Source organism: Bacillus sp. HU-1818, from assembly GCF_022695965.1.
Classification (GTDB): domain Bacteria; phylum Bacillota; class Bacilli; order Bacillales; family Bacillaceae; genus Bacillus; species Bacillus atrophaeus.
Genome location: NZ_JAAPBE010000003.1, coordinates 569,720 through 593,776 on the forward strand (window position 1 = coordinate 569,720; position 24,057 = coordinate 593,776).

Sequence of the window (24,057 nt, forward strand, 5' to 3'; positions counted from 1 at the left end):
CATAGTTCCTTTGGCTGTCTGAAAACGTATAGTAACAGAAAGAATCCATTTACAATTGCACTCAGGCAAAATATAATTTTTATATCGCATAAGAGAATGACATTCGTTTTTGCCAGACGGAGGGAGATCAAATCGAAATGGATATACGGACAATCACGTCTTCAGATTATGAAATGGTTACGTCTGTAATAAATGAATGGTGGGGCGGAAGACAGCTGAAAGAGAAGCTGCCCAGATTATTTTTTGAACATTTTCAGGACACAAGTTTTATCACGTATGAAAACGGAGCGATGACCGGGTTTTTAATTGGATTTCAATCACAGTCAGATCCGAAAACCGCATACATCCATTTCTCAGGTGTCCATCCAGATTTCAGAAAAATGCAAATTGGAAAACAATTATACGAGGTTTTTATTGAAACGGTCAAAAAGAGAGGCTGCACCCAAGTAAAGTGCGTGACATCGCCTGTAAACAAAGTATCCGTCGCTTATCACGCCAGATTGGGCTTTACAATTGAGAAAGGCGATAAAACAGTGAACGGGATCTCAGTTTTTGCGGACTACAACGGGCCCGGCCAAGACCGGGTGCTGTTTGTAAAACAGATTCAGGAGGGGGAGAATCTATGACTTTTCTATCTCAAACACCTACACCTCCTTACTATGCCGTGATTTTTACTTCGATAAAACGAGAATACGATATCGAATATGAGAAAACGGCAGAACATATGATGTTACTTGCGGAGAACCAGCCTGGTTTTTTAGGCGTGGAGAGCGTTCGGGAGGATAACGGAAACGGGATTACGGTTTCCTATTGGGATAGTCTGGAGGCGATCCAAAACTGGAAAATCCATACCGAGCATCAATCGGCAAAAGAAAAAGGGAAAAGCGTTTGGTATGAAGCGTACGCGGTTCGTGTGACAAAAGTGGAAACGCAGCGCTTATTTCAACCGAAGGAGACAAAAAATTGATTGAATATCTTTGGCACAGCCATGAACCAATTGCACAGGAGATCGCGGCGCTTCAGCAGGAGGCTTATCGAAAAGAAGCGGAACTGATCGGTTTTTTCGGCATTCCCGCATTGAAAGAGAAAGCAATCGATATCATCAAATCACAAGAGCGGTTTGCCGGCTATAAAGAACGAGAGAGGCTCCTCGGCGTGATTTCCTATGAAAGGAATGCCGGCGAGCTGACCATTTGCAGGCTGGCGGTACATCCGGACGGCTTCAGAAAAGGAATCGGACAAGCCTTGACGAAATTTGTGATCGCAGAAAATGAAGATGCCGAAAAAATAGAAGTCACAACCGCTGAAAACAATACCCCGGCGATATCGCTGTATACAAAAGCGGGATTTACAAAGGCGGCAAGGATCAAAGCGGCAGAGGGGATTTTTTTGTCCGTCTTTCAATTATATCCGAAAAGGAAAGTGGAGGTCGTTCCATATCGAGAAGAGTGGAAGCGCATGTTCGCAAAGGAAAAGATACAGCTTGAGCATATCCTTGGTCCTGAAATCATTGCAATCAGCCACATCGGAAGCACGTCCATCCCCGGAATGAGCGCAAAGCCGGTGATAGATATACTGATAGAAGTAAAAGATATTGAGGCGATAAATCAATATAACTTGCAAATGGAGGCGCTTGGCTATGAAGCGAAAGGGGAAAACGGCCTGAAAGGAAGGTGTTTTTTTCGAAAAGGCGGGAACAAGCGCACACACCACGTTCATATTTATGAAAATGGAAATAGGGAAATCGTGAGGCATACGTTATTCAGGGACTACCTCATCGCCCATCCTGAAAAGGCGGCTGAATACGCAACGCTAAAAAAACAGCTGGCTGCAAGATATCCGGATGACATCAAACCATATATAGAAGGGAAAAATGAGTGGATCAAGGATACAGAAGAAAAAGCGAACCGCTGGAAAAACTAAGCCGGAGGCGCAAACAATGCAGACAGCCGTATTGTGTGCTACAATAGCGAAAATAACAAAAACGGGGGATCAATCTGATGCAAATTCATTTGACAGATACGGCAAAACAAACGCTGCAGCAAGCGATAGTTGCCAACCCGGGCAAAAAAGCACAGCTCCGTTTTGATGCTGAAGGCTGCGGCTGCGCAGTCAGCGGCGTGCCTACAATATGGCTTTCGGAACAGTTGACAGGCGAATGTGAACAGCTCGAAACAAATGGAGTCCCATTGTATATTCAATCATCGCAAAAAGTGTTTTTTGACGATCAAATGACGATAGATTACAATGAAAAAGCCAATACGCTGGCGCTGAAAAGCCCGGCGCAAATGCTAAGCCCAAGAATGAGCATATTAGTAAAGTAGGGAGACAGCAAAACGTGGATCAAAAGCTGAAATCAATTAAACAAACAGCTCAGCATAAAACGTGGGTATCCTTCCTGAATAAAAATCACCCGTACAGCCTGCTGCATTGGTCGATCGGAGGAGCAGAATCCATCCAAAAAGATGTATGGCTTCTACAGGACGAGATGACTTTTGACACACAGGAGTTCACAACGATTGATCTTGCCATCAACTGGATTGGCGAGAACATGGACGGAATTACAGACGTTTTATAATGAGAAAGCGAAAGAACTGCAGTGTTCTTTCGCTTTTTTTAATATTATGGTTTAGCAACACGGTCCAAAAACGTTTTCACGGCATTGCGGTAACTTTCACGGTTTTTCGTATAGGACATGGCATGCTCTCCGGCTTCCGCGATATATAACGATTTCGGTCCGTTTTTCTTTTTATAAAGAAGCTCGCTCGCTTCAGCGGGGATATAATCATCGTCTTTACTGTGAATAAACAGGACCGGCTGTGGTATGCGTCCAATGACTGAGAGCGGTGACACATCGCGTGTGCGGTAGCCGTCTCTCCACCGCAAAAACAGATTAGCGAGGGGAAGAATCGGCCGCGCCGGCAGCCGGTACTCCATTTTTAGCCTATAGGCCAGCTGTTCATCAAAGCTTGCGAACGGACAATCGGCGATATAAAAATCAGCGCCATCATCAGGATGGGCGCCCGCATACAAAAGTGCGGTGACTGCTCCCATGGATTCCCCGTGAATTCCGACCAATCCCCGCTGCCCGACCCTCTCTCTCAGCCAGGAAACCACCTCTTTCAAATCATCCTTTTCGTAATAACCATAGCTCGTCGTTTTGCCGCCGCTCTGGCCGTGCCGGCGGTGATCATAAACCAGGACATTCCATCCTAAATCAAGAAACAAGTGCATGTATTTAAGTGAATTAAACAAATTCATTGTCACACCGTGGCAAATGATCATTGTATTTTGTGTATCGTGGGGCGAGATATAATAGCCTTTTAGATCGTACCCATAGGAAGACGGGATGACAAAAGCCGTTTTCTCCATGCGGTCAAACGCTTCAAAAACGTCATGCCCGTCCTCCGTCTCTCTTTTAATAATCTCTTCATCTGTTTTTTTCTTCATGAACATGATGATATTTGTAAAGCATATGCCGATAGCTGCGATAATTCCAACTGCGGCTCCGATGGCAGTCAGCCACTTTTTCATGTGTCCGCTCCTTTCCAAGACAACAGCATTATATCTTAAATAGTATGACAAATGATCAAAAAATCCTTTAAAAGGAGCGTTTTTCATTTGTCAGCATCCATTTTTAACATTGGAAAGATATCATAAACGTCACACTTGTTCACTCTCCATCCCGCATGATAAACTGACACCACAAAGAAAATGGGGGAGCAAGGATGAAAAAACAAAAATCAGCAGAAAAACACCGCTTACAAGACGATCTTCAATCCGATATCAAAGCAAAACTTCAACAAATGAAAAGTGAGCTGAAGGCAGAGGATGAGAGGAAACAAGAAAGAGAAAAAGCGGAGCAGATCAGAAAAAGAAAAGAAATTGAAAAGAATAAAAGCTTTGAAGAGCTGCTGAATGAAAGCAATCTCGACTGGCATCAGTATAAAAAATAAACCGGCACCGAGTTTCAGGTGCCGGTTTTATTTGTTTATGAGCGATGAGCTTCGTAAATATTCCGTTTCGTATGGAATTGGAGTGCTTTGATTTCTTGTCCGCTCAAGCTCCGGGCGCCTGCAGCCTTGATGTTTTCTTTCAGCTGTTCAATCTTGCTTGCTCCCGCGATAACCGATGCGACAGCGGGCTGCGCCAACAAGTATTGCAGCGACAGTTCTGTCATGCTGAGATCAGGAGCGATGTCGGAAACAGACTTTCGAACGTGTGCCAATTCATCATAAGAATAAGTTAAATAACCGTTTTGCTTTACGCGGTCTCCGGCTTTTTCAAGCGGTTTTTCGGTCAGCAGCCCTTTGGCAAGCGGCCCTCTTGCGACCACGCTGATTTGATGTTCTTCTAAAAGAGACAGCCACTCCTCAGGACGTCTGTCCAATAAGCTGAATTGCATCATAATGCTGGTGATGTTTGACTTTCGTACATATTCTTTAATCACGTTGGGCCGAATGGATGAAATCCCGTAATAGCGGATGACGCCTTCTTGCTTTAGCTCCTCAAACGCTTCGATTGTCTCATCTATATTGTCTTCCATCGTGCCGCCGTGAAGCTGATACAAGTCGATATAGTCAGTTTTCAGCCGCGTTAAGCTCTTTTTGACGGCTTCTTTTATGTAGGCTTTTGAAGGGTCCCAATGCCAGCCTTCTTTTCCCTCTTCCCAGCGGTTTCCCGCTTTTGTTGCCAAAATAATATCATGGCGCCTGTTTTGAATCGCTTCACCGACGATTTCTTCATTACGGCCGAAATCATAAAGGTCAGCGGTGTCCAGATAATTAATGCCAAGCTCGATTGCTTCATCGAGGAGGGACAAGGCTTTGTTTTTCTCCGTTCCGAGTGACATGCAGCCGAGCCCGACTTCGCTTACTGCCAAATCAGAAGCGCCTAGTTTCCGTTTCTTCATGGTTCCACTTCCTTTTCGTCTTTTTTAATGACCGTAATATAAAGGAGCGGAGTTTTCAACTTTTAAGCTCTGGATATCAACTCTCTCACATACCGGAATGTTTGTCCGCATTCCCTCAGCTTTGCCCGCACCTCCCGCGCTTTTCCGACTAAAACGATACCATTTTGCAGGCGATAAACTCTCATCAAAGGACCTCCTTTTGCATGTATGATAAAATGTATGGGGTATGATAGAGAGACAGAACGGGAGATGAAAATATGAAACATTTAGAAGAAAAAACCATCGGAAAAGAAAAGCTTTTTTCAGGCAAGGTCATAGATCTTTATGTGGAGGATGTGGAGCTTCCAAACGGAAAAACCAGCAAACGGGAAATCGTCAAGCATCCGGGAGCGGTTGCGGTATTAGCTGTTACAGACAGCAATAAAATCATTTTGGTTAACCAGTACAGAAAGCCGCTCGAGCGCACGATCGTCGAGATACCGGCCGGAAAGCTTGAAAAAGGAGAAGAACCTGAATATACCGCGTTAAGAGAACTTGAAGAAGAAACAGGTTATACAGCAAAAAAATTGACCAAAATCACCGCGTTTTATACCTCGCCGGGCTTTGCGGATGAAATCGTGCATTTGTTTCTCGCTGAAGATCTGTCTGTACTTGAAGAGAAAAGGGAGCTGGATGAGGACGAATTTGTAGAAGTAATGGAGGTGACGCTTGAAGACGCATTGAAGCTGGTGGAAACACGCGAGGTGTATGATGCGAAAACAGCTTATGCCATCCAATACCTTCAGCTGAAAGAGGCGCAGCAAGCACAAAAATGAAAAACATATATGCTGACTTACACATCCATATCGGCAGAACCTTCACTGGCCGGGCCGTAAAAATAACCGGCGCAAAAACACTGACACTTGACAACATTTTAATTGAAGCCAGTGAATCTAAAGGAATCGAGCTTTTAGGGATTATTGACTGCCATTCACCGGAAGTGATTCTTGAGCTTGAAGAGGGCATTTCTTCGGGCAGATATCGAGAGCTTGAGGAAGGCGGGATCCGATATCGCCGCACCACGCTTTTATTAGGAAGTGAATTGGAAATATACGATGAGTCTTGCAAAGGCCCTGTTCATGTACTTGCCTTTTTGCCGACAATCGCCAAGATGAAAGAGTTTTCTGTGTGGCTTTCTGCCCGGCTCAAAAATATTCATCTCAGCTCACAGCGAATATATGAAACGGGGCTGAATCTCCAGAGAAAAGTAAAGGAATTGGGCGGATTATTTATTCCCGCCCATATTTTTACGCCGCACAAAAGTTTGTACGGAAAAGGCGTTAAAATCTCATTGGCTGAAATCTTCGATCCTGAGCTGATTGATGCAGTTGAGCTTGGATTAAGCTGTGATTCGTATATGGCATCGCAGGTATCCGAGCTGAATAACTATTCATTTCTGACAAATTCTGATGCACATTCTTTAGGAAAAATCGGGAGAGAATATAATAAATTGATCATGTCTGAAGCGAATTTTTCAGAATTTGCGTTGGCTTTAAAAGGCCGGGAAAACAGAGGGATTGCGGCCAATTACGGGTTAAATCCATTGCTTGGAAAATATTATCGAACTGCTTGCGAAGCGTGCGGGGCTCCTGCTGTAAAAGAGGGAGAATCGTGCGCGTCATGCGGAGGAAGAAGATTTACAAAAGGCGTCAGTGAAAGGCTCAGTGAGCTGAGTGACCAGCCGGAAAATCTTACTATGCGTCCGCCGTATGTTCATCAAATTCCGCTGCAATTTGTCCCGGGGGTCGGACCGAAAACGCTGGAAAAACTAAAGAGCGCCTTCGGAACGGAAATGTCGATTCTCCATCAGGCAAGCGAAGAGCAATTGGCTAAGGTGGTATCTCCTAAAACCGCAGCTTTAATTGTAAAAGCAAGATCTGGAAAGCTGAACGTTGAGGCAGGAGGGGGAGGCGCGTACGGAAGAGTAAAAGCATAGGGGAACGGCTGCACGCAAAAATAGACATACTCAAAGAAGGCATGTACTGCCGTTTTAGATAAGCTCTTCTTCTATCTTTTTCTTCGCCCGAATAAAAGCGATCAACTGAATAATCTCTTCTTCAGTCAGAGGTTTTCCGTCAACGGTCATGTTAAGATTCAGGCTGCTCAACTCTGTCAATTCGATTGATGAAGGCGCAGACTGTTTTTTTGGCTCGGTGCGGCCCAGCAAATCGTCGCATGTGGTATTGAAGAGATCGGCTAATAGTGCCAGAGCTTCAAGAGAAGGACGACGGTATCCTGATTCATATCCGGCGTATGTGCTTTTGGCGATGCCGAGCCGGTCAGCCGTATATTGAAGAGACCAATTTTTCTTTTTTCTTAATTCTGTTAAACGATCTAGATTCATGTATCTTCCGCTCCTTTTCACTGAGCTGATTATATCATATAGGTCTGAAGAAGTGTACGCGAATCGAATAATATTTACTTGCTAATTTCATTTTCCGTGTCTATAATTGCATTAAAAGTATGCGGAAAGCGAATGTTTTCTCGCAAATCATCTTAAGATACAGTCATTTTTAGTTGAAGAGGTGTAGGTTATGAAAAAATTGCTGTTGTTGACAACAGGAGGAACAATTGCTTCAGTTGAAGGAGAAAATGGACTTGCACCCGCTGTCAAAGCGGATGAATTATTAAGTTATGTCTCACAGCTTGATAACGATTACACGATGGAAACTCAATCGTTAATGAATTTAGACAGCACCAATATGCAGCCTGAATATTGGGTGAAAATCGCCAAGGCGGTGGAAGAAAATTACGAAGCGTATGACGGGTTTGTTATTACTCACGGAACGGATACAATGGCCTATACGTCTGCTGCATTGTCATATATGCTGCAGCACGCAACGAAGCCGATCGTGATTACGGGATCGCAAATACCTATCACGTTTAAGAAAACAGATGCTAAAAAAAATATCACCGATGCGATCCGGTTTGCCTGTGAAGGCGTAGGCGGCGTTTACGTTGTATTTGACGGCAGAGTCATTCAAGGAACCCGAGCGATTAAATTAAGAACGAAAAGCTATGATGCCTTCGAAAGCATCAATTATCCGTACATCGCTTTTATCAATGAAGACGGCATTGAATACAATAAACAAATGACCCCGGAGCGAGAGCCGTTTGCAGTTGATACGTCTTTGTGCACGGATGTTTGCCTGCTTAAGCTGCACCCGGGCTTAAAACCGGAAATGCTGGACGCGCTGAAAAGCATGTACAAAGGCATTGTCATTGAGAGTTATGGAAGCGGTGGCATTCCATTTGAAGAAAGAGACCTCCTCACCAAGATAAACGAACTGATTGAGAGCGGAATCGTTGTTGTGATTACGACTCAATGTTTGGAAGAGGGCGAGGATATGAGCATATATGAAGTCGGGCGGAGAGTGAACCAAGATTTAATCATCCGTTCAAGAAATATGAACACCGAAGCGATCGTGCCGAAATTAATGTGGGCCCTGGGTAAATCCTCTGATCTGGTGGAAGTGAAAAAGATCATGGAAACACCGATCGCCGATGATGTCGTATTGTAAACGTTCTCAAAATAATTACCACAGAGAAAGTAGGTTTTAAATCATGTTAAACGGCCAAAAAGAATATCGTCAGGAAAAAGATTTTCTTGGAGAAAAAAATATCGAAGCAGATGTATACTACGGTATCCAAACACTTCGTGCAGCAGAGAATTTCCCAATTACAGGCTATAAAATCCATGAGGAAATGATCAATGCGTTAGCAATCGTTAAAAAAGCGGCTGCGCTTGCCAATATGGACGTAAAACGCCTGTATGAAGGAATTGGAAATGCGATTGTCCAAGCAGCAGACGAAATTTTGGAAGGCAAATGGCATGACCAGTTTATCGTCGATCCGATTCAAGGCGGCGCCGGCACATCCATGAACATGAATGCAAATGAAGTGATCGGAAACCGGGCGCTTGAACTGATGGGGCATAACAAAGGCGAGTATATTCATCTCAGCCCGAATACACACGTCAACATGTCACAATCAACAAACGATGTCTTTCCGACAGCGATTCATATTTCCACTTTGAAGCTGCTCGAAAAACTTCTGGGTACGATGGAAAATATGCATAAGGTGTTTAAGAAAAAAGCGCAGGACTTTGACTCAGTTATTAAAATGGGGCGGACGCATCTTCAAGACGCAGTTCCGATTCGTTTAGGACAAGAATTTGAAGCTTACAGCCGCGTGCTGGAGCGGGATATAAAAAGAATTAAACAATCACGGCAGCATCTGTATGAAGTAAATATGGGCGCAACTGCTGTAGGAACAGGCCTTAATGCGGACCCGCGCTACATTGAGCAGGTCGTTAAACATCTGGCTGATATCAGCGGTCTGCCGTTAGTCGGCGCTGATCATCTTGTTGATGCGACACAAAATACTGACGCATACACAGAAGTATCAGCGGCGTTAAAAGTTTGTATGATGAATATGTCCAAAATAGCCAACGATCTTCGTTTGATGGCATCTGGGCCGCGCGCCGGACTTGCGGAAATTTCCCTTCCTGCACGTCAGCCGGGATCATCCATCATGCCGGGAAAAGTGAACCCGGTTATGGCGGAGCTCATCAACCAGATCGCCTTCCAGGTAATCGGAAACGACCATACGATCTGCTTGGCTTCCGAAGCCGGCCAGCTTGAGCTGAACGTGATGGAGCCTGTGCTCGTATTTAACCTCCTGCAGTCAATCAGCGTGATGAACAATGGATTCCGCTCATTTACTGACTATTGTCTGACAGGCATTGAAGCAAATGAAAAACGCTTGCAGGAATATGTAGAGAAAAGCGCCGGAGTTATTACAGCGGTTAACCCGCATCTTGGATATGAAGCGGCGGCCAGAATTGCGAGAGAAGCGATTATGTCCGGTAAATCGGTCCGTGACCTTTGCTTACAATATGATGTCTTAACAGAGGAAGAATTGGATATCATTTTAAACCCGTATGAGATGACTAAACCGGGAATAGCGGGAAAAGAGCTCTTTGACAGACAATAAAGTTTGGAAGAAATGAACATTTAGTTCATTCGGCTCCGGCCGGGTGAACTAAATGTTGCATGCTTTGGGATGAGGCAGTATAGTATACTTTGTTGCACTATTTATTGTAAGCGTTTTAGCTTTTTTCTTTAAGGGGGATGTAGAATGAAGGATGTAAGATTGCCAACATTATTTGAAATTATCATTATATTAGGGGGATTCCTCGCGCTTGTATTGTCTTTTACAGTTTTTTTAGACTTATCGATACAATTGGCGCTTTTCATTTCCTGGTTTTTAGTCATCATAATTGGAATTCGGCTTGGCCACACATTTCAAGATTTGCAAAAATCTATTATTAACGGAATATCAAACGGCCTTGAAGCTGTCCTGATTCTTGTATCTGTAGGCGCCTTAATCGGAACGTGGATTGCGGGCGGCGTTGTGCCTACCCTGATTTACTACGGTCTGGAATTTATTCATCCGAGTATCTTTTTATTAGCAACTTTAATTATTTGTTCGATTATGTCAGTAGCAACAGGTACTTCATGGGGAACTGTCGGAACAGCCGGAATTGCCATGATTGCCATAGGGGAAGGTCTCGGTATGCCGCTGCCGCTCGTAGCCGGCGCTGTCTTATCCGGAGCTTACTTTGGAGACAAGCTGTCACCGCTGTCTGACAGCACTGTGCTTGCATCCTCGCTTTCAAAAGTGGATGTACTCAAGCATGTTCGGGCTATGATGGTTTTAGCCATACCGGCTTATATTATTACGGCTATTTTATTTACGATTACTGGGTTTATCTATGGCGGAAAAAATGTAGATTTAAAGAAAGTCGATTCTTTAAAGTCCGCATTACACCAAAACTTCGATATTCAGATTTGGATGCTGATACCGGCTGTTATCGTTGTTGTATTACTAGCACTGAAAAAACCTTCAATGCCTGTGATAGTGGTCGGGGCTTTACTCGGGGCCATCTGGGCTTCCGTATTCCAAGGGATGAACTTTGCAGAAGCCATTGGAACAGCCTACAACGGATTTCACATTGACACTGGCATGAATTTTATAGATGGGATCCTGAATCGCGGTGGTATTACGGGAATGCTGGACACGCTCGTCGTCATCCTATTCGGTCTCGGCTTCGGCGGATTGTTGGAAAAGCTCGGCGTATTGCGGGTCATTGTATCTTTGTTTGAAAAGAAATTGACTTCAGCGGGAAATGTCACCTTAACCACTCTAATCGTCGCGTTTTTGGGAAATATATTAGGCTGTGCGATGTACGTGTCATTGATTTTGACACCGAAAATTATGGAAGACAGTTATGACAAACTAAACATTGACCGAAGAGTTTTATCCCGAAACGCAGAGGTAGGCGGCACATTGACATCTGGAATGGTGCCTTGGTCTGATAACGGAATCTATATGGCTGGTATTCTCGGCGTTTCTACTTTTTCTTACTTGCCTTTTATGTGGCTGAGCTTCGTTTCAATAGGACTCGCAATTATTTACGGCTATACAGGAAAATTCATTTGGTATACCAAAAACAAATCTGCTCAAACTGAAGAAGTAGTATAAGGGAGAGGCGATAGTGAATGATTACTAAACATATGATTCGGACACTAATGATAGAAACACCTACCGTTCCGGGGAATCTAGGAAAAGTGGCAACTGCCATCGGTCTTTTGGGCGGAGATATCGGTGAGGTTGAGACAGTAAAGGTCGGACCCAATTATACAATGCGGAACATTACCGTACAGGCAGAGAATGAAGAACAGCTTCAAGAGGTTATTAATGCCATTGAGGCACTGGGGGAAGGAATCAGGCTTCACACGGTATCAGATGAAGTGCTCTCCGCCCATGAAGGCGGCAAAATTCAAATGAAAAGCAAAATGCCGATTCGATCATTGGCAGAGCTTGGACGTGTGTATACACCGGGCGTTGCAGATGTGTGCAGGCTGATTGAGAAAGAACCTGAGAAAGCCGATATTTATACGACCATCAGCAACTCAGTCGCTATTGTTACAGACGGAACGGCGATTCTCGGCCTCGGAAACATCGGTTCGGTTGCGGGTATGCCCGTGATGGAAGGAAAAGCCGCGCTGTTTGACCAGCTTGCTGATATCAGCGGTATTCCAATTTTACTGGATACAACAGATCCTGAGGAAATCATCAATACGGTTAAACACATTTCACCGGGGTTTAACGGTATTTTGCTTGAAGATATCGGATCACCGCATTGCTTTGAAATAGAAGACCGCCTGAAAGAAGAGTTGAATATCCCTGTTATGCACGATGATCAGCACGGGACGGCTGTCGTTACTTTGGCCGCGGCAATCTCCGCATGTAAAAGCGCGGGTGTGGATCTGAAGGAAGCGAAAGTGGGACAAATCGGTCTTGGAGCGGCTGGCGTCGCCATTTGCAGGATGTTTATGGCATACGGTGTCAAAGACGTTTTCGGGACAGATAAATCAGAGGATGCAATGAACCGCCTTCAGCAATACGGCGGAAAAACAGCAGCCAACATTGAAGAATTGATGGAAACATGCGATATCATTATTGCCACAACAGGCGTGCCGGGGTTAATCAAAAAAGAATTTGTACGGCCCGGACAGGTTATTTTAGCCTTATCAAACCCTAAACCGGAAATCGAGCCTGAGGAAGCATTACAGGCAGGAGCCGCCTATGCAGCTGACGGCCGTTCTGTTAATAATGTACTGGGCTTTCCGGGTATTTTCCGAGGGGCGCTTAATGCAAAAAGCAAGGTCATCAACCATGACATGCTGGTTGCGGCGGCAGAAGCCATCGCTGCTTGTACGAAACATGGGGACGTAGTGCCGCAGCCTCTTGATCAGAGAGTTCATGCGGCGGTATCTGCAGCGGTTGAACATGTTGCAGTACGCAATAGTTTGTAAGTTTAAGTGAAACAGCGCCAAGTAAAAATGGCGCTGTTTTTTTATCTATCGGCAGCTGCGCCGCTTCTAACTTCCCCCGCGCTTACAGAACAAAGCATGAACGTTATACATAAGAGAAGAGGCCGGTCCAGACAAAAATCTGCTGATTTCTAATGTCAAACATGCCTAAACCTGTGTATAATAGAGCAAACATATAAGGAGAGTGATCGGCATGTCAAAAAGCAACGTGAAGAAAAAACGGGCGCATCTGCTTAGAAACGGCGGACGGGACGCCCCATTGTCAAGAGGGCTGGCCCCATCCTTCAGCACACATGTTAGGAAAACAAAAAGTAAAAAAGACAGGCTTGAAAGAAGCAGGCATAAAGGAAGGAATCCTTATGATCGTTATTTAGACAATCATAAGGATTTTTTATGTGCGTAACGTGTCTGGTGCACGCCCCCGCAAGGAGGTTCTGACGGCATTTCTGATGCGAATCTATTAAAAAAATCATGGGCGCATCGCTTCTTTTATGATTTTTATAAAAGGTAACAGGCATGTTTTCTCTTTTCTTTCATACAATCTATTAAATCAAATCAATAGAGCGTGGGAGGAAAAACATGCGAAAAACATCTTACAAGGAAATCTTTCTGCGGCACGTGAAGGATCATCTGTCTATTTACGTATTTGTCTTTGTTTTATTTCTCATTGGAGTCATATTCGGGGCGATTATTGTCAACAGCATGACAATGACTCAAAAAGAGGATCTGTATTATTACTTAAGCCGGTTTTTTGGACAGCTTTCGGACGGAAAACAGGCGAGTGCCTCGGACATGTTTTGGCAAAGCGTCTTCCATAATGTAAAATACTTAGGCCTGATGTGGATTTTGGGGATTTCGGTCATCGGAATGCCGGTCATTTTTATTATGATATTTTTGAAAGGGATTGTGGTCGGCTTTACAGTGGGATTCCTCGTGAATCAAATGGGGATGAACGGCTTTTTCTTGTCTTTCATTGCCGTATTGCCGCAAAATGTGCTGCTGATTCCGGCTTATATCATCATGGGAACAGTTGCGATCGCTTTTTCATTAAGGCTGATCAGGCAGCTGTTTGTCAAACGGAGTATCAATGAGGCGCCGATTCAATGGTTTGGAAGGTATGCCCTCGTATTCATTCTCATTTTGATATTGTCGCTTTTGTCTTCTGTTTTCGAAGCCTTTGTCTCTCCTTTGCTCATGGAAAAACTGGCGGCTTACTTTTAAAGGGGAGATTTTTTGAAATAATTATTAAAAGAAAATCATTTTATTTATCAGTTTATAATAATTATAGTTGGAACTCCGCGCGTATTTTGTTATAATGAGTCATGGAATGCGGCGTAGGAGGGAAAGACATGGAAAACCGTATCGATCGAATTAAGAAGCAGCTGCACTCATCCAGCTACAAGCTTACGCCACAGCGTGAAGCTACAGTCAGGGTGCTGCTTGAAAACGAAGAAGACCATTTAAGCGCAGAAGATGTATACCTCCTCGTAAAAGAGAAATCTCCTGAGATTGGTCTCGCAACAGTGTACCGTACGCTTGAATTATTAACAGAATTAAAAGTCGTTGATAAAATTAACTTCGGAGACGGCGTATCCCGTTACGACCTTCGCAAAGAAGGGGCAGCTCACTTTCACCACCATCTGGTGTGCATGGAGTGCGGAGCCGTGGACGAAATTGAAGAAGATTTGCTTGGAGACGTAGAAGAAGTGATTGAACGTGATTGGAATTTTAAAATTAAAGATCATAGATTGACATTTCACGGCATCTGCCATCGCTGTCACGGAAACGAAACAAAATAAAGAACATTGCTGAACCTTTTCTCCTGAAGAAAGGGTTTTTTGCTGTTTGAATGTATAAACCCTTTCTGATTTGGCATATGGTTAACTAATGGGATCAACAGAGAAAGGGTCGATTGGGACATGTCAAGATTCTTTAAAGCAGCAGCGGATACTGTAAAGGTCTTTATTCTATTTACCGGTTTTACCGCTTTGTTCTATTATGCTATGATATGGGTGAATTCAGAGTATGAAAACTATCATCGGTATGATAAACCGGAAGGCTCCGCTATGAAAGTCATTGGAATGGAAGACAAAGAGACAGACGGGTGGCTCGGCCGGTTAATGTTTTTTTACCAAAACGGGGAGTAGATCTGTGTGAAGGATCAATTGAAGGATTTCATCCACTATGTAATGGTTGAAAGAGGGCTTTCTCAAAATACGATGATGTCATATGAGCGTGACTTGAAAAGCTATTCTCTATTTTTAACGGAAACCCTTCAGGTCACTTCTTGGAATGAAGTGACACGGATTCATATTATTCAATACTTAAAACATTTGAAGGATTCAGGAAAGTCCGGAAAGACATCGGCACGGCACTTGGCATCCATTCGTTCTTTTCATCAATTCCTTCTTAGAGAAAAGGTGACGGACAAAGACCCTTCCGTACATATAGAAACACAGAAAACAGAGCGGACGCTGCCGAAGGTCCTGTCGCTGAAAGAAGTTGAACTGCTGCTGGACACGCCAAAGCTGACCAGTCCGTTCGGCTATCGGGACAAAGCGATGCTTGAACTGCTGTATGCCACGGGAATACGGGTCAGCGAAATGATTGATTTGAAGACTTCGGATGTGCATCTGTCAATGGGATTTGTCCGCTGTTTCGGAAAAGGGAGAAAAGAGCGGATCGTGCCGATTGGCGAAACCGCGGCGCACGCCATTGAAGAATATTTGGCAAAAGCGCGTGGAAAACTGCTGAAGAAAAATGTGTCAGATGCTCTTTTTCTGAATCATCACGGTAAACAAATCAGCCGTCAGGGATTTTGGAAAAACCTTAAAAAAATCGCGCTGGAAGCCGGAATAAAAAAAGAACTGACACCGCATACCCTCAGACACTCCTTTGCAACTCATTTGCTGGAAAACGGAGCAGACCTAAGAGCGGTGCAGGAGATGCTTGGGCATGCGGATATCTCCACAACCCAGATTTATACGCATGTAACAAAAACGAGGCTGAAGGATGTGTACAAGCAGTATCATCCGCGCGCCTAGCCGCAGGATGACTGCGGCTTTTTCCTTTAAGGGAAACTGAAAATAATAAAGTTTCTCACTATTTTGCTTTGCATTGCAAATGGGAATGTAAACGGTTTATACTTGAGTTGTCAGACCTCTAAACGATACAATGGACGTATAGAAAAAAAGGAGGCTTTATGATGCCTGCATACAATTATAATCGTGTGTTTTTAATCGTAATGGATTCTGTCGGAATCGGCGAAGCTCCGGATGCCGCCGATTTTGATGATAAAGGAGCAAATACGCTCGGACATATTGCCGAGCACATGGATGGCTTACATATGCCTCATATGGCAAACCTCGGGCTCGGTCTAATCGGCGACATTCAAGGCGTTGAAAAAACGGAGAGTCCGCTTGCGTATTACGGGAAGATGAAAGAAGCTTCAAACGGCAAAGATACAATGACAGGACATTGGGAAATTATGGGCCTTTACATTGATAAACCGTTTAAAGTTTTTCCGGAAGGCTTTCCTGATGAATTGATTCAGGAGCTTGAAAAGAGATCAGGACGCAAAATCATTGGAAACAAGCCGGCGTCCGGCACTGAAATTTTAGATGAGCTCGGCAAAGAGCATGTTGAAACCGGCGCGCTTATTGTCTATACTTCAGCGGACTCTGTGCTGCAAATTGCCGCCCATGAAGAGGTTGTGCCGCTGGATGAACTGTACAGCATTTGTGAAACGGCAAGAGAGCTGACGCTTGATCCAAAATACATGGTCGGCCGGATTATCGCTAGACCGTTTGTCGGCGAACCCGGAAACTTTAAACGCACGCCAAACCGCCATGACTATGCGCTTAAACCGTTTGAGCGAACTGTTATGAACGAACTGAAAGACAGCGGGTTAGATGTGATCTCCATCGGTAAAATTTCTGATATTTATGATGGCGAAGGAATTACTTCATCCAGAAGAACAGTGTCTAATATGGATGGCATGGACAAGGTGATTGAAACACTTGACGAAGAATTCACCGGAATCAGCTTTGCGAACCTTGTTGACTTTGATGCTTTGTACGGACACCGCCGCGACCCTGAAGGCTACGGACGCGCTTTGGAAGAGTTTGACGCCCGTCTTCCTGAAGTTTTTGAAAAAATGAAAGAAGACGATGTGCTGATCATCACAGCAGACCACGGGAATGATCCGGTTCATCACGGAACAGATCATACGCGGGAATATGTGCCGCTGCTTGTATACAGCAAAAAGCATCAAAAAGCGCAAAAGCTGCCGCTAGCAGATACATTTGCCGATATCGGCGCAACAATTGCCGATAATTTTCACACGAAAAAACCGAAATACGGAAAAAGCTTTTTATCATTATTACAGTAGGGGGACGTCTTCTTGAAACAAAAGATTGAACAAGCTGCCGCTTTTATTAAACAACATGCTCCGCAATCTCCTAAGATCGGTCTGATTTTAGGATCCGGCCTTGGCATTTTGGCCGACGAAATTGAGGGGGCTGTCAAACTAAAATATGAGGACATACCAGATTTTCCGGTTTCCACAGTTGAAGGGCACGCCGGACAGCTTGTGTTCGGAACCCTTGAAGGCGTTTCGGTTGTTGCGATGCAGGGCCGCTTCCATTTTTACGAAGGATATTCAATGGATAAAGTGACCTTCCCGGTACGTGTCATGAAGGAGCTCGGAGTGGAAGCGCTCATCGTGACCAATGCGGCCGGAGGCATTAATACAGCATTCCGCGCGGGAGATTTAATGATTATTACAGATCATATTAACTTCATGGGTACAAACCCTCTAATCGGGCCGAATGAAGTTAACTTTGGCGTCAGATTTCCCGATATGTCATCTGCTTATGACAAAGACCTTTCACAACTGGCTGAAAAAGTGGCGCAAGAGCTTCAGATTCCCGTTCAAAAAGGCGTATACACGGCTGTGACCGGGCCTTCCTACGAAACACCTGCGGAAGTGCGCTTTTTAAGAACGATTGGTTCAGATGCTGTCGGCATGTCAACAGTTCCAGAGGTGATTGTGGCTAAACATGCGGGGCTCCGGGTCCTCGGCATTTCCTGCATCTCCAACGCAGCTGCCGGAATACTGGACCAGCCATTGTCGCATGATGAAGTAATGGAAGTGACAGAAAAGGTGAAAGCCGGATTTTTACAGCTCGTAAAAGCGGTTATCGCAAAATATAAATAAGTTCAATAAGTAAGACAGCTGTTTCAAATGAAGCAGCTGTCTTTTTTATGTTCTGATTGTGAATGATTTTCCATTCATGGTGTATAAAACCATGTCTCTTGGAAAAAATAAAAGAGATTATGAAATGGAGGGCTTTGGAGATGAAACGTCTGATATCCACTTTATTGATTGGTATTATTTTGCTTACCCTAACACCGTCCGCTCTTGCCGAAAAAGACGGAAAACATACATCAGAACTTGCTCATGAAGCGAAGTCTGCTGTACTGATTGAGCGTGACACAGGCAAGGTTCTTTACAATAAGAACAGCCACGAAAGGTTAGCGCCTGCAAGCATGACCAAAATTATGACGATGCTCTTAATTATGGAAGCGTTAGACAAAGGCAAGATCAAGATGAGCGATAAGGTCAGAACAAGTGAATACGCCGCTTCAATGGGAGGGTCGCAAATTTTCCTTGAACCCGGCGAAGAAATGACCGTAAAAGAAATGCTGAAAGGCATAGCCATTGCTTCAGGAAACGATTCTTCCGTTGCGATGGCAGAATATATATCTGGCTCTGAAGAGGAATTTGTTCAGAAGATGAACAAAAAAGCCAAGGAGCTTGGGTTAAAAGATACAACCTTTAAAAACCCGACCGGATTGCCTGAAAAAGGACATTACAGCTCAGCGTATGACATGGCAATGATGTCCAAAGAGCTATTGAAATACGATAAAATCACCGCATTTACAGGAACGTATGAAGATTACTTGCGGGAAGATACAGATAAAAAGTTTTGGCTCGTCAACACAAACAGGCTGATCAAATTTTACCCGGGCGTTGACGGTGTAAAAACCGGCTATACAGGAGAAGCGAAATATTGCCTGACCGCTTCTGCTAAAAAAGGAAATATGCGGGCGATCGCGGTCGTTTTCGGCGCGAGCACACCGAAGGACCGGAACGCGCAAGTCACGAAAATGCTTGATTATGCTTTCAGCCAATATGAAACACACCCTATGTACAAACGAAATGAAACCGTTGCCAAAGCAAAGGTCAAAAAAGGCAAACAGAAAACGATCGATCTCGCTACATCTGAACCGATCTCGCTCTTAACGAAAAAAGGCGAGGATACCAAACATGTAAAAAAAGAAATTAAAATGAAAGAACAGATCACCGCTCCTATTAAAAAAGGTGATGTGCTTGGAACACTTATCCTGAAAAAAGATGGAGAAGTGTTGGCTGAAAGCCCGGTTACAGCTAAAGACGATATGGAAAAAGCCGGATTTTTGACATTCCTCAAGCGCACAATGGGAGATTGGACAAAATTTAAGTAATTATGCCGAATCGCCACTAGTTTTGTCACGGTGAAGGAATTGCCCCTGATAAAATCGAAACACTCATTATCCGATTAATCAAGGAGGAATGAGCATGAGCCTTGGAATTGACTTCCATGTCAAAGAAACCGTGCTTTGTATTCGATTAACAGGCGAGCTCGATCATCATACGGCAGAGTCCCTTAAACAAAAGGTCGCCAAGTCATTGGAAGCTGAAGACATCCGTCATATTGTGCTGAATCTAGAGGATCTTTCTTTTATGGACAGCTCGGGTCTTGGCGTTATTTTAGGCAGATACAAACAAATCAAGCAGATAGGCGGGGAGATGGTCGTCTGTGCGATCTCACCTGCAGTGAAACGGCTGTTTGATATGTCAGGCCTTTTTAAAATTATCAGATTTGAACAATCTGAACAAAAGGCGCTGCTCACACTGGGGGTGGCATCATGAAAAATGAAATGAACATTGAATTTTCCGCCCTCAGCCAAAACGAGTCGTTCGCCCGAGTGACAGTCGCCTCATTTATAGCCCAGCTCGATCCGACAATGGATGAATTGACTGAAATTAAAACCGTGGTATCAGAAGCGGTGACAAATGCGATCATTCACGGTTACGAGGAAAATTGCAACGGAAAAGTCTACATTTCGGTAACGTTAGATGATCATGTGGTGTACTTAACCATTCGTGATGAAGGGCTCGGTATTACAGATCTCGACGAAGCGCGCCAGCCGTTATTTACGACAAAGCCTGAGCTTGAGCGTTCAGGAATGGGCTTTACGATTATGGAAAACTTTATGGACGATGTCAGTGTTGATTCATCACCTGAAATGGGGACGACGATACGCTTAACAAAGCACTTATCAAAAAGCAAAGCGCTTTGTAATTAAGGAGATTTGTTATGGATGTGGAGGTTAAGAAAAACAGTAAAAACGCGCAGCTGAAGGACCACGAAGTCAAGGATTTAATCAAAAGAAGCCAAGACGGCGACCAGCAGGCAAGAGACCTCCTCATAGAAAAAAACATGCGTCTTGTATGGTCAGTTGTTCAGCGATTTTTAAACAGAGGCTATGAGCCTGATGACCTTTTTCAAATCGGATGTATCGGGTTATTAAAATCAGTTGATAAATTCGATTTATCGTATGATGTCCGTTTTTCCACATATGCCGTGCCCATGATCATCGGTGAAATTCAACGTTTTATCAGAGATGACGGAACCGTAAAAGTGTCTAGATCTTTAAAAGAGCTCGGAAATAAAATTCGGCGTGCGAAAGATGAACTGTCTAAAACATACGGAAGAGTGCCGACCGTTCAAGAGATCGCGGAGCACTTGGAGATTGATGCGGAGGATGTCGTACTCGCTCAAGAAGCCGTGCGCGCCCCATCATCCATTCATGAAACAGTGTATGAAAACGATGGAGATCCCATCACGCTGCTCGATCAAATCGCCGATCACTCGGAAGAAAAGTGGTTTGATAAAATCGCGCTTAAAGAAGCGATCAGTGATTTGGAAGAACGGGAAAAGCTCATCGTTTATCTCAGGTACTATAAAGACCAAACCCAATCAGAGGTTGCTGAACGGCTTGGGATATCGCAAGTGCAAGTATCAAGGCTTGAAAAGAAAATCTTAAAGCAGATTAAAGTTCAGATGGACCATACAGAAAGCTAGCCTTTTCATAAGGCTAGCTTTTTTATGTTGAAAAGAGATTAGTGGTAATTTATGGTCTTTCGGTGCGGATGAATGATAAAACAATCGAACCACATACTACATATATAACCACCCGAAAGATGGTGACCCATGATGGAACGACGCGTATTTATCAGACTCCGCCACCGGGTGCTGGCACACCCGGGTGACATCATCACAGTCGGACATGCCGCACAAATTGAAGGACAGCACCAGCTGAAAAAGCGGCTGTCAGCCTTGCCTCTTTATCAGGTGAGCAAAAAAGATAAAAACATCGTGATCCTGGATATCATAAAAGTGCTGAAAGCCATCCATAAAGCTGATCCGACGCTTGATGTCCAAACGGTTGGAGGAGCGGAGACCATTGTCGAGATTCAATATAAAAAAAGGCGATTATCCGGCGTTCTCTTTATTGGCGTTTGGATGCTTCTGTTCATCGGGTCTTGTCTTGCGATTATGAATTTTCATGAAGATGTAAGTATGAGAGATGTTCATATTGCGTTATATGAAATGATTACCGGAGAGCATAATGAATATCCGTATCTTCTTCAAATCCCGTACAGCATTGGTCTTGGTTTGGGCATGATCATCTTTTTTAATCATGTTTTTAAAAAGCGCCTTAATGAAGAGCCAAGCCCGCTTGAAGTTGAGATGTTTAATTATCAGCTTGATCTCGATGAATATGTGGCGATGAATGAAAATCAAGAAACGACAAAGGATTTACATGATCGTTAGTGTTTTGTTCGTTATGTTTGTCGGGCTTGGGGGCGGCTTAACAGTAGGGGCTGGGTTTGTCGCATTTCTCACCGTTATGGGGATTATTCCGCGACTCATGCAGCTGACCAAAACCATGCGATTTATTCAGGCCTATGAAGGTGCTGTTATATTAGGCGCTGTTTACGGAGGCTGGGAAACGCTTCACATGAATCATCTCTTTTTGTCTAAATGGCTTGCGGTCCCGGTCGGGCTGCTTGCCGGTGTATTTATCGGTATGCTTGCGGCCGCCCTGACAGAAGTGTTAAACGTTTTGCCTATTTTAGCAAAACGAATCGGCCTCGGCAGCAAAATCATCATTCTTATCATGGCCATAGTATTTGGCAAAATAGCGGGATCTTTGTTTCATTGGCTGTATTTTATCCATCATTTTTAAGGAGGTTCCTTCATGTCTAATTTAAAGGAAAATTACAAATCAAAAGTTAAAACCTATCAGCCGAAGCCGCCGTACATATGGAACTGCGTAAAAGCCTTTCTAGTCGGCGGTTTGATTTGCATGATTGGTCAAGCCTTGCAGAATTTCTACATCCATTTTTTTGATTTTAATGAAAAAACCGCGGGTAATCCGACTGCGGCAACATTGATCTTACTTTCCGCCTTACTTACCGGCTTTGGCATTTATGATAGAATCGGACAGTTTGCCGGAGCGGGATCTGCTGTTCCGGTCACAGGCTTCGCCAACAGTATGGCAAGCGCCGCGCTTGAACACAGAAGCGAAGGGCTTGTGCTGGGTGTTGCGACAAACATGTTTAAACTCGCTGGAAACGTCATTGTGTTTGGGGTTGTGGCAGCTTATATTGTCGGAATGATTCGGTTTGCTTTTGAAAGAATGTTTTCATAGGAGGAGAAGGAAATGAAATTAACTGGAAAGCAAACCTGGGTGTTTGAACATCCCATATTTGTGAATTCAGAAGGAACGGCAGTGGGGCCTAAGGAAAAAGACGGCCCGCTTGGATCTTTATTTGATAAAACCTATGATGAAATGCATTGTAATCAAAAAAACTGGGAAATGGCAGAACGGCAGTTAATGGAGGATGCAGTCAGCTCTGCTTTGCAAAAAAACAATTTGCAAAAAGACGATATCGACCTGTTTCTCGCAGGAGATCTCCTCAATCAGAATGTTACGGCGAATTATGTGGCGAGACATCTGAAAATCCCGTTCCTTTGTATGTTTGGAGCGTGCTCAACATCCATGGAAACTGTCGCTGTTGCATCTGCACTGATTGATGGAGGGTTTGCGAACAGAGCGATTGCGGCGACAAGCAGCCATAATGCAACCGCAGAACGGCAATTCCGGTATCCTACGGAGTACGGCGGCCAAAAACCGGATACGGCAACTTCGACAGTTACAGGAAGCGGGGCTGTAGTTATCAGCCAGACGCCGAGTGAGATTCAAATCACAAGTGCCACCGTCGGAAAAGTAAGCGACCTTGGCATTACCGATCCGTTTGATATGGGGTCGGCTATGGCACCTGCCGCGGCCGACACGATCAAACAGCACTTGAAGGATATGAACCGGACTGCTGATGATTATGATCTTATTTTGACAGGCGACCTCTCAGGCGTCGGTTCGCCTATTGTTAAAGATTTGTTAAAAGAAGAGGGGTTTTCTCTTGGGACAAAACATGATGATTGCGGGCTTCTCATTTATACGCCGGACCAGCAGGTGTTTGCGGGTGGAAGCGGTTGCGCTTGCTCCGCTGTAGTCACGTACACCTACATTTTTAATCAGCTAAAAGCGGGAGAACTCAACCGGGTTTTGGTCGTAGCAACCGGTGCGCTGTTAAGTCCTACGATGATACAGCAAAAAGAATCTATCCCGACGATTGCCCATGGTGTTGTATTTGAGCGTGCAGGAGGTGCATCTTAATGGACTATCTTCTTGCTTTTGTGTGCGGAGGCGCAATCTGCATTATCGGCCAGATCTTATTAGATGTTTTCAAATTAACGCCGGCTCACGTGATGACATCCTTTGTTGTAGCCGGCGCTATATTGGACGGATTTGGAATTTACGATAAATTTATCGAATTTGCAGGAGGGGGCGCTACTGTTCCTATCGTCAGCTTTGGCCACAGCCTTCTGCATGGCGCTATGCATCAGGCGCATGTACACGGCTTTATCGGCATCGGAATGGGGATTTTCGAACTGACATCTGCGGGAATCTCAGCCGCCATTTTATTCGCTTTTCTTGTAGCCGTTATTTTCAAACCGAAAGGATAAT

32 protein-coding genes are annotated in these 24,057 nt (G+C 44.3%); 28 read left to right on the plus strand and 4 right to left on the minus strand.

Annotation, left to right across the window (positions count from 1 at the left end; genetic code table 11):
* Window positions 1–137 precede the first annotated feature (137 nt).
* The 5 genes from GXP75_RS13455 (at window position 138) to GXP75_RS13475 (ending at window position 2,578) form a co-directional block, all read left to right on the plus strand.
* Window positions 138–626, plus strand: coding sequence for a GNAT family N-acetyltransferase (locus tag GXP75_RS13455; RefSeq protein WP_061572904.1), 489 nt, complete (start codon window positions 138–140; stop codon window positions 624–626).
* Window positions 623–967 carry an antibiotic biosynthesis monooxygenase family protein gene (locus GXP75_RS13460; RefSeq protein ID WP_061572905.1) on the plus strand — a complete coding sequence of 115 codons (345 nt, stop codon included), beginning with the start codon at window positions 623–625 and terminating at the stop codon, window positions 965–967. Before GXP75_RS13455 ends, GXP75_RS13460 begins: the two co-directional genes overlap by 4 nt.
* Window positions 964–1,923, plus strand: coding sequence for a GNAT family N-acetyltransferase (locus tag GXP75_RS13465; protein ID WP_214918620.1), 960 nt, complete (start codon window positions 964–966; stop codon window positions 1,921–1,923). The genes GXP75_RS13460 and GXP75_RS13465 overlap by 4 nt, the downstream gene beginning before the upstream one ends.
* Window positions 1,924–2,000: 77 nt before the next feature.
* On the plus strand, window positions 2,001–2,324 hold the full coding sequence (locus GXP75_RS13470) for an iron-sulfur cluster biosynthesis family protein (protein ID WP_061572907.1): 324 nt from the start codon (window positions 2,001–2,003) through the stop codon (window positions 2,322–2,324).
* Window positions 2,325–2,338: 14 nt separating this feature from the next.
* Window positions 2,339–2,578: a DUF2552 family protein gene (locus GXP75_RS13475; protein ID WP_003325550.1), complete on the plus strand. Its 240-nt coding sequence runs from the start codon at window positions 2,339–2,341 to the stop codon at window positions 2,576–2,578.
* A gap of 44 nt (window positions 2,579–2,622) precedes the next feature.
* Here the strand turns inward: GXP75_RS13475 and GXP75_RS13480 are convergent, their stop codons facing one another.
* Complete coding sequence (locus GXP75_RS13480) at window positions 2,623–3,534, minus strand: alpha/beta hydrolase (protein WP_242557014.1); 912 nt, start codon at window positions 3,532–3,534, stop codon at window positions 2,623–2,625.
* Between the two features lie 194 nt (window positions 3,535–3,728).
* Here GXP75_RS13480 and GXP75_RS13485 point away from each other — a divergent pair, with 194 nt between their 5' ends.
* Window positions 3,729–3,956 carry a YqkE family protein gene (locus GXP75_RS13485; RefSeq protein WP_242557015.1) on the plus strand — a complete coding sequence of 76 codons (228 nt, stop codon included), beginning with the start codon at window positions 3,729–3,731 and terminating at the stop codon, window positions 3,954–3,956.
* Between the two features lie 35 nt (window positions 3,957–3,991).
* Here GXP75_RS13485 and GXP75_RS13490 read toward each other — a convergent pair whose 3' ends face one another.
* Window positions 3,992–4,912, minus strand: coding sequence for an aldo/keto reductase (locus GXP75_RS13490; protein WP_242557016.1), 921 nt, complete (start codon window positions 4,910–4,912; stop codon window positions 3,992–3,994).
* Window positions 4,913–4,974: 62 nt separating this feature from the next.
* Complete coding sequence (mciZ, locus tag GXP75_RS13495; RefSeq protein ID WP_003325554.1) at window positions 4,975–5,097, minus strand: Z-ring formation inhibitor MciZ; 123 nt, start codon at window positions 5,095–5,097, stop codon at window positions 4,975–4,977.
* Between the two features lie 72 nt (window positions 5,098–5,169).
* Between mciZ and GXP75_RS13500 the strand changes: the two genes are divergently transcribed.
* Both GXP75_RS13500 and GXP75_RS13505 read left to right on the plus strand, forming a co-directional pair.
* Window positions 5,170–5,727, plus strand: coding sequence for an NUDIX hydrolase (locus GXP75_RS13500; RefSeq protein ID WP_214918632.1), 558 nt, complete (start codon window positions 5,170–5,172; stop codon window positions 5,725–5,727).
* Entirely contained in the window at window positions 5,724–6,887 is a 1,164-nt protein-coding gene (locus GXP75_RS13505; protein WP_061572912.1) for a TIGR00375 family protein, read from the plus strand. The genes GXP75_RS13500 and GXP75_RS13505 overlap by 4 nt, the downstream gene beginning before the upstream one ends.
* Before the next feature lie 54 nt (window positions 6,888–6,941).
* Here the strand turns inward: GXP75_RS13505 and GXP75_RS13510 are convergent, their stop codons facing one another.
* A complete protein-coding gene (locus tag GXP75_RS13510; protein ID WP_010789122.1) occupies window positions 6,942–7,295 on the minus strand; it encodes a helix-turn-helix domain-containing protein in 354 nt (117 codons plus the stop codon).
* A gap of 190 nt (window positions 7,296–7,485) precedes the next feature.
* Here GXP75_RS13510 and GXP75_RS13515 point away from each other — a divergent pair, with 190 nt between their 5' ends.
* The 20 genes from GXP75_RS13515 to spoVAE all read left to right on the plus strand — a co-directional run bounded on the left by GXP75_RS13515 (window position 7,486) and on the right by spoVAE (window position 24,056).
* Entirely contained in the window at window positions 7,486–8,472 is a 987-nt protein-coding gene (locus GXP75_RS13515; RefSeq protein WP_061670053.1) for a type I asparaginase, read from the plus strand.
* 43 nt (window positions 8,473–8,515) lie between these two features.
* Window positions 8,516–9,946, plus strand: coding sequence for an aspartate ammonia-lyase (gene aspA, locus GXP75_RS13520; RefSeq protein ID WP_003325560.1), 1,431 nt, complete (start codon window positions 8,516–8,518; stop codon window positions 9,944–9,946).
* A 144-nt stretch (window positions 9,947–10,090) separates the two neighbouring features.
* Entirely contained in the window at window positions 10,091–11,497 is a 1,407-nt protein-coding gene (nhaC, locus tag GXP75_RS13525; protein ID WP_061572914.1) for a Na+/H+ antiporter NhaC, read from the plus strand.
* Window positions 11,498–11,514: 17 nt separating this feature from the next.
* On the plus strand, window positions 11,515–12,834 hold the full coding sequence (locus GXP75_RS13530; RefSeq protein WP_214918638.1) for an NAD-dependent malic enzyme: 1,320 nt from the start codon (window positions 11,515–11,517) through the stop codon (window positions 12,832–12,834).
* Window positions 12,835–13,045: 211 nt separating this feature from the next.
* Window positions 13,046–13,255, plus strand: a complete 210-nt coding sequence (locus GXP75_RS13535; protein WP_242557017.1) for a hypothetical protein — start codon at window positions 13,046–13,048, stop codon at window positions 13,253–13,255.
* Window positions 13,256–13,431: 176 nt separating this feature from the next.
* The gene (gene spoIIM, locus GXP75_RS13540; protein ID WP_106044204.1) at window positions 13,432–14,073 is read left to right on the plus strand and encodes a stage II sporulation protein M; all 642 of its coding nucleotides are present in this window, start codon (window positions 13,432–13,434) and stop codon (window positions 14,071–14,073) included.
* Between the two features lie 128 nt (window positions 14,074–14,201).
* Window positions 14,202–14,651 carry a ferric iron uptake transcriptional regulator gene (gene fur, locus GXP75_RS13545; protein WP_003325565.1) on the plus strand — a complete coding sequence of 150 codons (450 nt, stop codon included), beginning with the start codon at window positions 14,202–14,204 and terminating at the stop codon, window positions 14,649–14,651.
* A gap of 120 nt (window positions 14,652–14,771) precedes the next feature.
* The gene (locus GXP75_RS13550; protein ID WP_242557018.1) at window positions 14,772–14,999 is read left to right on the plus strand and encodes a YqzK family protein; all 228 of its coding nucleotides are present in this window, start codon (window positions 14,772–14,774) and stop codon (window positions 14,997–14,999) included.
* Between the two features lie 6 nt (window positions 15,000–15,005).
* A complete protein-coding gene (gene xerD / locus GXP75_RS13555) occupies window positions 15,006–15,896 on the plus strand; it encodes a site-specific tyrosine recombinase XerD (protein ID WP_003325568.1) in 891 nt (296 codons plus the stop codon).
* Window positions 15,897–16,057: 161 nt separating this feature from the next.
* Window positions 16,058–17,242, plus strand: coding sequence for a phosphopentomutase (deoB, locus tag GXP75_RS13560; protein WP_106044205.1), 1,185 nt, complete (start codon window positions 16,058–16,060; stop codon window positions 17,240–17,242).
* A gap of 12 nt (window positions 17,243–17,254) precedes the next feature.
* Window positions 17,255–18,070 carry a purine nucleoside phosphorylase I, inosine and guanosine-specific gene (locus tag GXP75_RS13565; protein WP_242557019.1) on the plus strand — a complete coding sequence of 272 codons (816 nt, stop codon included), beginning with the start codon at window positions 17,255–17,257 and terminating at the stop codon, window positions 18,068–18,070.
* A gap of 140 nt (window positions 18,071–18,210) precedes the next feature.
* Window positions 18,211–19,380 (plus strand): D-alanyl-D-alanine carboxypeptidase family protein, encoded by a 1,170-nt coding sequence (locus GXP75_RS13570; RefSeq protein ID WP_061572919.1) that lies wholly within the window; start codon window positions 18,211–18,213, stop codon window positions 19,378–19,380.
* 94 nt (window positions 19,381–19,474) lie between these two features.
* Complete coding sequence (gene spoIIAA, locus GXP75_RS13575) at window positions 19,475–19,828, plus strand: anti-sigma F factor antagonist (RefSeq protein WP_061572920.1); 354 nt, start codon at window positions 19,475–19,477, stop codon at window positions 19,826–19,828.
* Window positions 19,825–20,265, plus strand: coding sequence for an anti-sigma F factor (gene spoIIAB / locus GXP75_RS13580; RefSeq protein ID WP_003325573.1), 441 nt, complete (start codon window positions 19,825–19,827; stop codon window positions 20,263–20,265). The genes spoIIAA and spoIIAB overlap by 4 nt, the downstream gene beginning before the upstream one ends.
* Before the next feature lie 11 nt (window positions 20,266–20,276).
* The gene (gene sigF / locus GXP75_RS13585; RefSeq protein ID WP_003325574.1) at window positions 20,277–21,044 is read left to right on the plus strand and encodes an RNA polymerase sporulation sigma factor SigF; all 768 of its coding nucleotides are present in this window, start codon (window positions 20,277–20,279) and stop codon (window positions 21,042–21,044) included.
* A 132-nt stretch (window positions 21,045–21,176) separates the two neighbouring features.
* Window positions 21,177–21,797 (plus strand): stage V sporulation protein AA, encoded by a 621-nt coding sequence (locus GXP75_RS13590; RefSeq protein ID WP_061572922.1) that lies wholly within the window; start codon window positions 21,177–21,179, stop codon window positions 21,795–21,797.
* On the plus strand, window positions 21,787–22,212 hold the full coding sequence (locus GXP75_RS13595) for a stage V sporulation protein AB (protein ID WP_061572923.1): 426 nt from the start codon (window positions 21,787–21,789) through the stop codon (window positions 22,210–22,212). The genes GXP75_RS13590 and GXP75_RS13595 overlap by 11 nt, the downstream gene beginning before the upstream one ends.
* A 12-nt stretch (window positions 22,213–22,224) precedes the next feature.
* The gene (gene spoVAC, locus GXP75_RS13600; RefSeq protein ID WP_061572924.1) at window positions 22,225–22,677 is read left to right on the plus strand and encodes a stage V sporulation protein AC; all 453 of its coding nucleotides are present in this window, start codon (window positions 22,225–22,227) and stop codon (window positions 22,675–22,677) included.
* Window positions 22,678–22,689: 12 nt separating this feature from the next.
* A complete protein-coding gene (gene spoVAD / locus GXP75_RS13605; RefSeq protein ID WP_003325578.1) occupies window positions 22,690–23,706 on the plus strand; it encodes a stage V sporulation protein AD in 1,017 nt (338 codons plus the stop codon).
* Window positions 23,706–24,056, plus strand: a complete 351-nt coding sequence (gene spoVAE, locus GXP75_RS13610; protein ID WP_003325579.1) for a stage V sporulation protein AE — start codon at window positions 23,706–23,708, stop codon at window positions 24,054–24,056. Before spoVAD ends, spoVAE begins: the two co-directional genes overlap by 1 nt.
* Window position 24,057: the final 1 nt, after the last annotated feature.